Origin of the sequence: Frankia gtarii, assembly GCF_025403375.1 — a bacterium.
Taxonomy (GTDB): Bacteria; Actinomycetota; Actinomycetes; order Frankiales; family Frankiaceae; genus Frankia; species Frankia gtarii.
In genome coordinates this window covers 1-12,340 of record NZ_JAMPTM010000205.1, presented here as the reverse complement: position 1 = coordinate 12,340, position 12,340 = coordinate 1, and the positions used below count along the sequence as shown (strand labels likewise).

General features: G+C 72.6%; 11 protein-coding genes. 5 read left to right on the top strand and 6 right to left on the bottom strand.

Going from position 1 to position 12,340, the window contains the following annotated elements; all coding sequences use genetic code 11:
- From NBZ83_RS23645 to NBZ83_RS23630, 4 genes are all read right to left on the bottom strand, one after another.
- A partial coding sequence (locus tag NBZ83_RS23645; protein ID WP_261575816.1) for a S1C family serine protease occupies positions 1–991 on the bottom strand: 991 nt, incomplete at its 3' end.
- Positions 992–1,091: 100 nt separating this feature from the next.
- Positions 1,092–1,973, bottom strand: a complete 882-nt coding sequence (gene mshB / locus NBZ83_RS23640) for an N-acetyl-1-D-myo-inositol-2-amino-2-deoxy-alpha-D-glucopyranoside deacetylase (RefSeq protein WP_261565065.1) — start codon at positions 1,971–1,973, stop codon at positions 1,092–1,094.
- A 166-nt stretch (positions 1,974–2,139) separates the two neighbouring features.
- The gene (typA, locus tag NBZ83_RS23635) at positions 2,140–3,975 is read right to left on the bottom strand and encodes a translational GTPase TypA (protein ID WP_261565014.1); all 1,836 of its coding nucleotides are present in this window, start codon (positions 3,973–3,975) and stop codon (positions 2,140–2,142) included.
- A gap of 225 nt (positions 3,976–4,200) precedes the next feature.
- On the bottom strand, positions 4,201–4,722 hold the full coding sequence (locus tag NBZ83_RS23630) for a (deoxy)nucleoside triphosphate pyrophosphohydrolase (protein WP_261565015.1): 522 nt from the start codon (positions 4,720–4,722) through the stop codon (positions 4,201–4,203).
- A gap of 245 nt (positions 4,723–4,967) precedes the next feature.
- Between NBZ83_RS23630 and NBZ83_RS23625 the strand changes: the two genes are divergently transcribed.
- Both NBZ83_RS23625 and NBZ83_RS23620 read left to right on the top strand, forming a co-directional pair.
- Complete coding sequence (locus NBZ83_RS23625) at positions 4,968–5,267, top strand: 4a-hydroxytetrahydrobiopterin dehydratase (protein WP_261565016.1); 300 nt, start codon at positions 4,968–4,970, stop codon at positions 5,265–5,267.
- 56 nt (positions 5,268–5,323) lie between these two features.
- The gene (locus tag NBZ83_RS23620) at positions 5,324–6,400 is read left to right on the top strand and encodes a DNA glycosylase family protein (protein WP_261575815.1); all 1,077 of its coding nucleotides are present in this window, start codon (positions 5,324–5,326) and stop codon (positions 6,398–6,400) included.
- Here the strand turns inward: NBZ83_RS23620 and NBZ83_RS23615 are convergent.
- Together NBZ83_RS23615 and ychF are read right to left on the bottom strand one after the other, a co-directional pair.
- Entirely contained in the window at positions 6,375–6,776 is a 402-nt protein-coding gene (locus NBZ83_RS23615; protein ID WP_261565066.1) for a DUF952 domain-containing protein, read from the bottom strand. The two genes, NBZ83_RS23620 and NBZ83_RS23615, sit on opposite strands and share 26 nt — an antisense overlap.
- A 218-nt stretch (positions 6,777–6,994) precedes the next feature.
- Positions 6,995–8,071: a redox-regulated ATPase YchF gene (ychF, locus tag NBZ83_RS23610; RefSeq protein ID WP_261565018.1), complete on the bottom strand. Its 1,077-nt coding sequence runs from the start codon at positions 8,069–8,071 to the stop codon at positions 6,995–6,997.
- Positions 8,072–8,228: 157 nt separating this feature from the next.
- Here ychF and NBZ83_RS23605 point away from each other — a divergent pair, with 157 nt between their 5' ends.
- The 3 genes from NBZ83_RS23605 (at position 8,229) to NBZ83_RS23595 (ending at position 12,136) form a co-directional block, all read left to right on the top strand.
- A complete protein-coding gene (locus tag NBZ83_RS23605) occupies positions 8,229–9,728 on the top strand; it encodes a DNA recombination protein RmuC (protein ID WP_261575814.1) in 1,500 nt (499 codons plus the stop codon).
- Entirely contained in the window at positions 9,728–10,357 is a 630-nt protein-coding gene (locus tag NBZ83_RS23600; RefSeq protein WP_261565021.1) for a DUF6542 domain-containing protein, read from the top strand. The genes NBZ83_RS23605 and NBZ83_RS23600 overlap by 1 nt, the downstream gene beginning before the upstream one ends.
- Positions 10,358–11,110: 753 nt before the next feature.
- The gene (locus tag NBZ83_RS23595) at positions 11,111–12,136 is read left to right on the top strand and encodes a polysaccharide deacetylase family protein (protein ID WP_261565022.1); all 1,026 of its coding nucleotides are present in this window, start codon (positions 11,111–11,113) and stop codon (positions 12,134–12,136) included.
- Positions 12,137–12,340: the final 204 nt, after the last annotated feature.

The window sequence follows — 12,340 nt, the reverse complement described above, 5'->3', positions numbered from 1 at the left end:
GCTCGTCACCACCTGAGCCCTCGCGATGCTCCCGGGGAACGACGATGACGTCCACCATGGCGCCGCGCCGCCAGACCGTCAGCTCCACCGCGCGGCCGATCGTGGCCTCCGTCAGCAGCCGCTGGAGATCACTGGGGGTGACGATGGGAACCCTGTCCAACGACAGCACGAGGTCCCCGGTGAACAGACCCGCGCCGCCCGCCGGGCTGTCGACGACCACCTCGGCGAGGCGGACGCCGTGGCTCTGGCCGGTGCGCTCCGCGACGGCCGGCGGCAGCGGGACCCGGACCCCGGCCACGCCGAGGTAGGCCCGGCGCACCCGCCCGTAACGCATGAGCGCGGCGAGGATCTTCCGGGTCGCCGCGTTGACAGGGACGGCAAGCCCCAGCCCCACCCCGGCGACGGCGGTGTTGATCCCGACCACCCGGGCGTCGGCCGTGCCGAGTGCGCCGCCCGAGTTGCCCGGGTTCAGCGCCGCGTCGGTCTGGATGACCTCGTCGACCACCCGCACCGCGGAGCCGGCCCGGGTCGGCAGCGACCGGCCGAGCGCGCTCACGACGCCGGCCGTCACGCTGCCGGTCAACCCGAGCGGGTTGCCGACGGCGACGACGAGCTGGCCGACCTGAAGCCCGGCGGCGTCGCCAAGCAGGGCGGCCCGCGGCGTCGCCCCCCGGGCGCGCAGCACGGCGAGGTCGGAGAGCGGGTCGGCGCCGATGACGTCGAACTCGCGCTCCGTCCCGTCCGCGAACTGGGCGAGCCCGACCGGAGAGCCACCGCCGCCGAGATGCCCCTCGACGACGTGGGCCGAGGTGAGCAGGAAACCGTCGTCGGTGAACACCACGGCCGATCCCGCCCCGGCTCCGCGCTGCGTCCGTACCCGCAGGCTGGCCACCGACGGGGTCAGCGCGGCGGCGACCCGGGTGACGATCGCCGAGTAGGCGTCCAGCGGCTCATCTGGCCGGCTGGGAAATCCCTCGTTGCTGGCGTGCATCCGACCTCCCGGACCTGCACCCGTACGTGCACTGATTACAGCGTTACACCGCTGCACATGTGCATCAACGGCGGGCAGGCCGGCGCGATTCCCGCGATGGTCAGAAGGTGACGCCGGCGAACAGGTCCCGCTCGCGGCCGTCGGGCCCGTCACCGGGGCCGCGGGTGCCCGCGGCCAGCACGAAGTGCTCCACGCCCCACGCCCGCTGGCCGATGCCGTCCGCGAGGGCGAAGAAAAAGCCGTCGACGGCCATCTGGGTACGATGCGCCCGCATCGAAGCGATCTTGGCGTCGAAGAACTCGGGCGCGGAGATCTCGGCGGTGATGTCGGCGTCGTCGACGAGCCTCATCGCCAGGTCGTCGACGGACTTCAGGTTGGCGAACGGGTTGCTCTGGTCGTCGGAGTCGCGGAAGTGCTCGAAGCCCGCGACCGCGCTCGAGCGGGGCAGCGCCGTCTCGTAGCGCTTCGCGACCTGCCAGGGCTCGCCGGTGCCCGGGGCGAACGCCGGGTCGGCCGCGTCGGCGAAGGCCCGCGCGGTCACCTGATGGGCCCGAATGTGGTCGGGATGCCCGTAGCCGCCGTTCGAGTCGTAGCTGACCAGCACGTGCGGCCGGACGTCACGGACGATCCGGACCAGCTCGGCCGTGGCCTCGGCCAGGTCGGCCCGCCACAGGCAGCGGGGGTGGTCGTTGGCCGGGGTGCCGATCATGCCGCTGTCCCGCCAACGGCCCGGACCGCCGAGGAAACGCTGGTCGGTGATGCCCAGCGCGGCGCAGGACCCGGCGAGCTCGCCGATCCGGTAGCCGCCGAGCTGGTCGCCGCGGTCCGCCCGCAGGTTGATCAGCTCGGGCACCAGCACCTCGCCCTCCTCCCCCAACGTGCAGGTCACGAGGGTGACGGAGGTGTCCGCAGCCGCGGCGTAGGAGGCGATGGCGATCCCCGTGGAGATCACCTCGTCGTCCGGGTGGGCGTGGACGAACATCAGCCGGCGGGCGGACGGCGAGCTGGCCGGGGTCGACGGCGTGGTAGCAAACGTCACCATCCCGACCCTACGGCCCGCGCCAGCCACACGGGCTGCCGGCGCGGGCCACGCAGGCCACGCGGGCCATACGGGAGGACGGAGGGTGCGATGGCGCGATGGCGGGAGGTCAGCGGCGGCGAGAGCGCAGCTTCTCCCGCTCACCGGCGGTGAGGGCCACCTTGCGAAGCCGGACGAAGCCCGGCGTCACCTCGACGCACTCGTCCTCGCGGCAGAACTCCAGCGCCTGCTCGAGGGTGAGCACCCGGTGCGGGGTGAGCCGGACCAGCTCGTCGCCGGTGGACGAACGCATGTTCGTGAGCTTCTTCTCCTTGGTCGGGTTGACGTCCATGTCGTCCGCCCGGGAGTTCTCAGCAACGATCATGCCCTCGTAGACCTCGGTCGTCGGCCCGATGAACATCGTGCCGCGATCCTGGAGGTTGAACAGCGCGTAGGCGGTGGCCACCCCGCTGCGGTCGGCGACCATGGAGCCGGTGGCCCGGGTCCGCAGCTCGCCGAACCAGGGCTCGTACCGGTCGAAGACGTGGTGCAGCAGGCCGGTGCCGCGGGTCTCGGTGAGGAACTCGGTTCGGAAGCCGATCAGCCCGCGGGCGGGGACCAGGTACTCCAGCCGGATCCAGCCGGTGCCGTGGTTGACCATCTGCTCCATCCGGCCCTTGCGCAGCGCGAGGAGCTGGGTGAGCGTGCCGAGGAACTCCTCGGGGGCGTCGATGGTGAGGCGCTCCACCGGCTCGTGCACCTTGCCGTCGACGACCCGGGTGACGACCTGCGGCTTGCCGACGGTCAGCTCGAACTCCTCGCGGCGCATCAGCTCGACGAGGACGGCGAGCTGGAGCTCACCGCGGCCCTGCACCTCCCAGGTGTCGGGGCGCTCCGTCGGCAGCACGCGGATGGACACGTTGCCGACGAGCTCGGCGTCGAGCCGGTTCTTCACCAGCCGGGCGGTGAGCTTCTTGCCGGACCTGCCGGCCAGCGGCGAGGTGTTGATGCCGATCGTCATGCTGATCGACGGCTCGTCGACCGTGATCACCGGCAGCGGCCGGGGGTCGTCGAGGTCGGCGAGGGTCTCGCCGATGGTGATGTCGGGGATGCCGGCGATGGCGATGATGTCGCCCGGCCCGGCCTCCTCCGCCGGCACCCGGTCCAGCGCCTGGGTTATCAGCATCTCGCTGATCTTGACGCGCTGCTGGGTGCCGTCCGCGCGGCACAGGGTGGCCTGCTGGCCACGCTTGATCGTGCCGTTGTGCACCCGGCACAGCGCGAGGCGGCCCAGGTACGGCGACGCGTCGAGGTTGGTGACCAGCGCCTGCAGCGGCGCGTCCGGGTCGAACGACGGCGCCGGGATGGTCTCCAGCAGCAGGTCGAACAGCGGCTTGAGGTCCGGCGAGTCGGGGCTCGCCCCATCGGCCGGGCGGGTCGTCGAGGCGCGGCCGGCCTTGGCGTTGCAGTAGATGATCGGGAAGTCGATCTGCTCCTCGTCCGCGTCGAGGTCGAGGAAGAGCTCGTAGGTTTCGTCGACGACCTCGGCGATCCGGGCGTCGGAACGGTCCACCTTGTTGATGACCAGCACCACGGGCAGCCGGGCCGCGAGCGCCTTGCGCAGCACGAAGCGGGTCTGCGGCAGCGGGCCCTCGCTCGCGTCCACCAGCAGCAGCACGCCGTCGACCATGGAAAGGCCGCGCTCGACCTCGCCGCCGAAGTCGGCGTGGCCGGGGGTGTCGATGATGTTGATCGTCATGTCGCCGTGACGGACCGCGGTGTTCTTCGCGAGAATCGTGATGCCCTTCTCGCGCTCGAGGTCCATCGAGTCCATCACGCGGTCGGTGAGTTCAGCGTGCTCGCCGAAGGCGCCGGACTGGCGCAGCATGGCATCGACGAGCGTGGTCTTGCCATGGTCGACGTGGGCGATGATGGCCACGTTACGAAGATCGGCACGAAGGGACACGGTGAGGCGCTCCGGGGCGGACGTGGGGCTCTCAACCCCGTAACAACGACGACGGCACCGTGCGAAGGACGGTGCCGCATGGAACCGGTGGCGCGAACGCCGTGGCTGGAACTTCGCCACGCCGATCGGTGCCGAGGCACGCCGACGCGCCCGCCAGACGGGCACTGGCGACGTTCGTGCCACCGCCCATGGTACGGACACCTCGCCCCGGCGGGCGGAGCGGCGTCAGGGCCGCTCGGGCCAGCGGATCGCCTCCGGGCCGGTCAGCGCCCGGCGCAGCTTCTCGACGAGCGGGCCGTCCGCCGGCATCCAGCGGACGTCGTCGAGCTCGGCGGCGGCCAGCCAGCGCAGCTCGTCATGGTCGAGCAGGCGGGGGCTGCGCGCGGTGACCCGCCCGAACCAGACCCGCAGGATCCACCCCGGGCTTGCCAGACCCACCTCGCCCAGCGGCGGCCCGATCTCGATCTCGACGTCGAGTTCCTCACGGCACTCCCGCACGAGCGCGTCGAGCTCGCCCTCATCCGGCTCGACCTTGCCGCCGGGGAACTCCCACATGCCGGCGTAGGCCCGCGGCTCGCGGCGCCGGGCGGCCAGCACCCGGCGCTCGTCGTCGAGAAGGGCGACCGCGACGACCAGCCGGCCCCCCGCCACGCCCGGCGCGCCGCCGTCGGCCTGCTCCCCGGACGTTGCACCCCGTCCCGGCGGGGTAGGAGCGCCGGCACGCGGGCCGCCCACATCCGCATTCATGGTGCCGGACTCTCCCAGACTCCGGCCGCCGACGGATCGGATACCAGCGGTTCGGGTCGGATGGCCCGTTCGGGCCATCCGCCGACGGTCGACCTGGTGCGGGAGCTGCGACGACGACAACGGCGGATCGGATCCGGGTCCGGCGCGCCGCCGCGCCGACCAACCCGTGAGCGACTAGGCACACAGCGAGTCAACCCCGGCCCGGGGTCGTCGGACCGCCGGGCCCGAAGACGGAGGGCAGCAGCATGCCGACCAAACTGGACAGCGCCGAGGTCGCGGACGCACTGACGTCGCTTCCCGGCTGGCTCGGCGACGCCGACCGGATCCAACTGGAGATCATGATCGACGGCGACGAAGCCGACGCGATCGTCGCCGAGGTGATGCACGCGGCCGACGAGATGGATCACCATCCGGTGATCGACCACGGACCGGGGACCACGACGTTCACCGTCTGGACGCACTCCGTCGGCGGCGTCACCGAGCTGGACGTCGCCCTGGCCCGGAAGATCTCCCAGATCCTCTACTCGGCGGGCGTTTCCTACTGACCGATCCAGCATGCGGCATGATCACCTCAGACGTACGACGGAGGTGATCGCGGGCGGTGGGCGCACAGGCGGCGGCGGAGATCCGTGCCGGCGGCCGGTTCGGCCGGCTGCCGGCCGGCGCCGACCTCCCCCGCGCCGGGACGCTGCGCCTCGGCCCGCTGCCGCCCGGCTTCCGGCTGGCCGCGGTCACGCTCAGCCACTCGGCGAGCGGCCTCGGGCCGTCCTGCTTCGACATCGACCGCGGCGAGTGGCACCGCGTCCTGGCCACCCCGCAGGCCGGGCCACTGACCATCACCGTCCGCGAGGCCACCGTCCGCGAGGCCACCGCCCCCGCCGCCCCGGACCGCTGCGGGCCGTGGGGCGGGGCGCCGGGCGACGCGCTGTCCGGCGGCATCGGTCCGCATCTGGTCGTCAGCTGGGGCCGCACGGCCGGCGCCGCCGCCGACCGGGAGGCCATCCGGCGCCAGGTTCGGCACTCGCTCGCGCTCGACGAGGACCTCTCCGACCTGCATGCCGCGCTGGCCGACGAGCCGGATCTCGCCTGGGTCGCCGCCGGCGGCCACGGCCGGCCGCTGCGATCCCCGAGCCTCTGGGAGGACCTGGTCCGCGCGCTCGCCGCGACGAACGCCGCACTGACCCGGACCCGGTCGATGCTCGCCGCGCTGGTGGAGCTGTTCGGCCCGCGGGGCCCGGCCGGGGAACGGGCGTTCCCGGACGCGGCGGCGGTTGCTCGCGGCGTCGCCGAACGTGGCCCCGAAATCCTGCGCGACCAGGCGGGCTGGGGCTACCGCGCCGGGTCGCTGGCCCTGCTCGCCCACCGGATCGACGCAGGCACCCTCGACGTCGAACGCTGGTGGGACCGCGGCCCGCGGGGCCCTCGCGACGACGAGGTGGCCGCCGAGATCCGCGCCTTGCCCGGCTTCGGCCCGGTCAGCGCCGACGGCCTGCTCGGCCTGCTCGGCCGCCCCCGCGGGCTCACCCTCGACGCCTGGGCCAGAAACCGGATCGGCGAGCTTGCGGGCCTGTCCGGCCCGGCGGACGAGCGGGAGGTTCGCGCCCGCTACGCCCGCTTCGGCTGCTGGGCCGGCACGGTGTGCTGGCTGGAGATCACCAGAGGGTGGGCGGAACGCTGAACGTGCCGTCCGACCCCGGCGGGAACGGGATGACCGCCGCGACCGCCCCGGCGTCGATCGGCCCGTACAGATGCGGGAAGAGCTCCCCCGTCGCCGGCCCGGAAGCCGTCGCGGCAGCCGGCGGCACGGAAGCCGTCGCCACGGGAGCCGCCGGCACAACGGCGGCGGGCGGCTCCCAGCGCAGCGGGGCGGTGAGCCGTTGCGGGTCGACGACGACGAGCAGCAGGTCGTCGCGTCCCGCGTAGAACCGGTTGGCGGTGCCCACGATCTGCTCCGGGGTGGAGAAGTGGATGAACCCCTCGGTGCCGAGACTCACCGGCCGATACCCGGCCGCCCCGACCGACCATGCGGTCCGCCCGACCAGATGGCAGATCACCCGATCGTCCCGCGCCTGCTCGCCATCGTCCGCCACGTCGACCCGCCTCTCCGCCTCGGGGACCGACCGAGACGCCGCTTCCCGCATCGTCTTCTCGACTGGTTCTACCCGGCGGGGCGGGTCGACTCGCCGGCATCCGACCACGGACCGCCCGTCCGGGGACGTGCCCCGGGGTGTGGCCCACCCGCCGAGGCCCACGAGCGGCGCGGCAGGAACGATCAGACGTTGAAGCGGAACTCGACCACGTCGCCGTCGGCCATGACGTAGTCCTTGCCCTCCATGCGGACCTTGCCGGCGGCGCGGGCGGCAACCATGGTGCCGGCGGCGATGAGCTCACCGAAGGAGACGATCTCGGCCTTGATGAAGCCGCGCTGGAAGTCGGTGTGGATGGCGCCGGCGGCCTCCGGGGCGGTCGCGCCAGCCCTGATCGTCCAGGCCCGCGATTCTTTCGGGCCGGCGGTGAGGAAGGTCTGCAGGCCGAGGGTGTGGAAGCCGATCCGGGCGAGCTGGGCCAGGCCACTGACCTCCTGGCCCAGGGAGGCGAGCAGCTCGGCGGCGTCGGCGTCGTCCAGCTCGGCGAGCTCGGCCTCGACCTTGGCGCACAGCACGATCGCGTCGGCCGGAGCGACCGACTCGACGAGCTCCTTGTACCGACCGGGGTCGGCGAGGACGTCCTCGTCGACGTTGAACACGTACAGGAACGGCTTCGCGGTGAGCAGGAACAGCTCGCGCAGCGCGTCGGTGTCGATCTTCGGCTCGGAGGAGATCGTGCGGCCGGCGTCGAGGACCTCGCGGGCGGCCCTGACGGCGGCGAGCAGCGGCTGCTTCGCCTTGTCCGCGCGGGCCTCCTTCTCCAGCTTCGGCAGCCGGGCGTCGAGGGTCTGCAGGTCGGCGAGGATGAGCTCGGTGTTGATCGTCTCGATGTCATCGGCCGGGTCGACCCTGCCCTCGACGTGCACGACGTCGGGGTCGGAGAACACCCGGACGACCTGGCAGACCGCGTCGGACTCGCGGATGTTCGCGAGGAAGCGGTTGCCGAGGCCCTGGCCCTCCGACGCGCCGCGGACGAGGCCGGCGATGTCGACGAAGCTGACCGTCGCGGGCACCACGCGGGCGCTGCCGTACAGCTTCGCCAGCTCGTCGAGCCGCGAGTCGGGGACGCCTACGACGCCGACGTTCGGCTCGATCGTCGCGAACGGGTAGTTCGCGGCGAGCACATCATTGCGCGTCAGGGCGTTGAACAACGTGGACTTGCCGACGTTGGGCAGCCCGACGATACCGATCGACAAGCCCATGGCGGATCAGTCTACGGGCCGGCGGGGAGCACGCCGGCGGGGTTCGGGCAGCCCGGACCGGGCCGGCCCGGTGGGGACGTCGACCAGTCGGCGCGGGCGCCACGCCGTCGGGCGGCTTGCCGCAAAACTGGCGAAGGGTCGTGATTGCCTTTCCGTTGTGGACACCTCCAGCGCGCTGCTGACCCTCCTCGGGCTGGCTCTCGGTGCCGTGGGCGGCTTTCTCGCCGCCCGCCGGCTGGCCGATCCACGCCACGCGGCGCTCGCGGCCGCGCACGCGACGGTGCTGGGCGAGCGCGACGAGGCCCGCGCGGCCGCCGCGGCGAGCACCGAGCGGGCCCAGCTCGCCGAGTCGGACGTGTCCGGCCTGCGCACGGCACTGGAGTACGAGCAGCGTGCGGGCGCCGAGCGGGTGGCCCTGGTCGAGCAGAGCCAGCAGCGGCTCGCCGAGAGCTTCGAGGCGCTGTCCGCGCAGGCGCTCCAGGGGGCGAGCCGCCAGCTCGTGGAGCTCGCCACCGCCCGGCTCGACGAGGCCGGTGCGCGCGCCCGCGGCGATCTCGACGCCCGCCGCGCGGCGGTGGAGACCATGGTCGCCCCGCTGCGTGACACCCTCGGCCGAGTGGAGAGCCGGCTACGGGAGCTGGAAACGGCCCGCACCGAGGCGTACGCGTCGCTCGTCGAGCAGGTCCGCTTCTCCCGGGAGGCATCCGAGAGCCTGCGGTCCGAGACGGCGGCGCTGGTCACGGTTCTGCGCCGGCCGCAGGCCCGCGGGGCGTGGGGGGAGATGCAGCTGCGCCGCGTCGCGGAGGTCGCCGGCATGCTCAACCGCTGCGACTTCACCGAGCAGATGACCGTCCAGGGCGACGACGGCCCCCTGCGGCCCGACATGGTGGTCCACCTCGCCGGCGGGCGAAACGTCGTCGTCGACGCGAAGGTCCCGCTGGCCGCCTTCCTCGACGCCGCCGAGAGCACCGACGAGGAGCACCGCACCGGTCGGATGGCCGCCCATTCCCGGCACCTGCGTGCCCACGTCGACGGGCTCGGCGCCAAGGCGTACTGGCGGCGGCTGCCGTCCTCGCCGGAGTTCGTGGTGCTGTTCGTGCCCGCCGAGGCATTCCTCGCCCCGGCACTCGACCACGACCCCGGCCTGTTGGAGTACGCCGCCGCCAGGAAGGTCATCATCGCCACCCCGACGACGCTGATCGCGATGCTGCGGACCATCGCGTACGCCTGGACCCAGGAGGCGCTGACCGCGCGGACCCGGGAGATCTTCGAGCTCGGCCGGGATCTCTACACGCGCCTGGGCACCCTCGGCGAGCACGTCGACAGGCTCGGCCGCTCACTCGGGCGGGCGGTCGTGGATTTCAACGCGACCGTCGGGTCGCTGGAGAGCCGGGTGCTGACCCCCGCCCGCCGACTGGCGGCGATGGAGGTCGTGGAGGCGGTCCTGCCGAGCCCCACACCCGTGGAGACCGGCGTGCGCCCGCTGTCCGCGGCCGAGCTCCTGGCCGGCGCGCCTGGAGATGTCGGCTATCGGACCGCACCGGAAGCGGAAGCAGGGACATCGAGGGCAAACGACCAGAAAGACAATGACTGGACGACGCAAGGGAGTGGTTCGACCACCGAAGGTTCCGACACGGGAGCCGATGCCGCGGTCTGATGCATCGTCCTGACGCATTCGAAATCCCCGGGCGGTACCTTGCCTTCGTGAGTGTGCCGCCACATCGGCAGTCAGCCGGGCCGCCGGGTAGATCCGCGCGCGCCGACAGGTTCGACGATCCGTATGTCCGCGGCTCGCGGGGCCGCACGAGCGCACCGCCGCCCACGCTGTTCACCGGCAGCAGGCGAGGGCTCACCGCGCTCGGAACCGGGATCATCGTGCTGGTTATCGGCGGCGTCGGCGCCCTCATCGACTCGGTCGCCTTCGGCTCGCTGAAGTACGCGTTCGGCACGCTGTTCATCGGCGCCTGCGTGCTCGTCGCGGCGCGGGTCCACACCGACGATCTGATCGGCGTGGTGATCATGCCACCGCTGGTGTACGCGCTCATCACGATCGGTGTCGGCTATCTTGATCCCTCCACCGGCGATGGCAGTTCCGGGCTGCGGAACAAGGCGATCGACATCGGCTCGGAGATGATCCTGCACGCGCCCATCCTGCTCGCGGCCTTCCTGCTCGTCGCCCTCACCGCAGTCTTCCGCGGCCGGCGCGCGCAGGTCGCCCGGCGGGAACGCCAGCGGGCCCTCGCCCAGCCGCCAGGCGCCGAGCGCCGCCGACGCCCCCCTCGCTAGGCCCTCCCGGTCGCGCACCAGCCCCCACGGCCATCACGACGCCCGAACGCGTACGGGTAGTGTCATCGGGTGGTAGCGCCAAGAAAGGGAGGCTCTCCGTGGGAGCGATCTCTTCGTGGTGGAGTCGGTGCCGCTGCGGCCACGGCCGCGATCTGCACCAGCACTACCGCAAGGGCCACGAGTGCGCGCGCTGCGACTGCCGATCCTTCACCCGGATCCAGCCGCGCCGCGGCGACGGCCAGGCCTCCTGACCTTCCCGGCCCCCGGCCGGCTCCGGGCACATCGCGGGCCGTCCGCCACCCCGACGCCCTGCCACCGCCCGACGCCCCGCCGTCGTACCCCCGCAGCCGACCATCCGACATGGCGCTGACGGTCCGCACCCGGCCTGGCGCCGGCCGCTCCAGGCGATCACCGGACGCACCAGTCGCAACTTCCACACCACATCCGCGCCCCCGGCGATCCACTGATTGCGCGGCGACACCTCTCGGAAAAGTTCTGTTTTCATAATCAGCTCAATGATGATGGGTGTCGACGGAGGGCTGGCAAGGTACCGGCGATCCGGGTTCGCCGGCTATTGGGGCTACGCATGCTACATTCCATGCCGCATCACGGACTCACTCCTCGGACGCACTTCGGCGCAATTACCCGATGCCGCGTCCATGCCCGCGGCGTTCGTAGGGAGGCCCGCTTGTCGTTCGCTTCGACCGAACCGCTTGGCGAGCGGGACGCGCGCCGCCCCGCGCTCGGACCGCGATGACGCTCGGTCTACGGACAGCCCGGCGCGAGCAGATGATCCCGGTCCTGCGCTACCGCTCACTCGACCCGCACACCACCCGCGGCGCACCACGTCGGCCCGTGCCGTTCCCGACGTTCGCGCGGCACTGCCGCCTGATCGCCGCCGCCGGCCGTCAGCCGATGACGGTGTCCGGATACGTCGCTTCCCTCGGCGTCGCATCCGCCCCGAAGAATCCGCTCGTCATCACCTTCGACGACGGCGGCGCGGAAACAATGAACGCGCTGCGCTGCCTGGCCGAGTGGGGGCTGACGGCCACGGTCTTCGTGACCAGTTCACGTGTTGGCGATCCGGGTTATTTCCATCGGGCTGACCTACATCGCATCCGCGGGCTGGGAATCGAGATCGGCGGGTCCGGACACACCGGCAGACCGCTGAACGAGCTGGCCCGTACCGACGTGATCGCGGAGCTGACGCTTTCTCGGCGCCGCCTCGCCGTCGCGATCGGGGATGAGCCGCGCACGTTCGCCTACCCCGGCGGCGGCTACGACCTGTCCGTCCGCCAGTTGGTGATCTCCACCGGGTACAGCTCGGCCTGCGCGGTGCGCGACATGCTGTCCCATCCCGCCGACGACCGCTTCGCCCTGGCCCGACTGACGGTCGACGCGACGACGCCGGACAGCCGGCTGCTCGCCTGGCTGGAGGGAGTCGGCCGGTCCGAGCCGCATCCGGCGCCGCCCCGGGGCCATGCCCTGCGGCTTCCCCGCGTGGCCCGCTCCGCCGGCCCGTTCCGCCCCCGTCTCGGCCGCTCCGAGCCCCGGCTACCCGAACCCGCCGCGACCTCTGGCGTCATCGCGGGCGCCACGGTCATCCCCAGTCCAGCCCACGCCACGGCCACAGCAGCCAGCCCGGCCACAGCAGCCAGCCCGGATTCAGCAGCCAGCCGGGATGCGGAAGCCAGCCGGGATGCGGCGGCCAGCGCCGCAGCCAGCGTCAGCGTCGAATCCGAGACGGTCCGGCCTGCGGCGGCGAGGCGGGAACGCTAGGCGGACGCCAGGCGAGCGAGTCCGATCCAGGGCGGGGCCGGTGGGCCGCCCGGCGACGAGGTAGGCGCCAGTGGATATCACACTCAGTCACCGGATACCGGAGAGGGACCTATGCGCGGCTGCACCAGGGCGACAGGAGACGGTTCAAAACCACTCGTCTACTGAACGGCCGCGGGGGGTGGGGGGACCGGCGGCGCTGAGGCC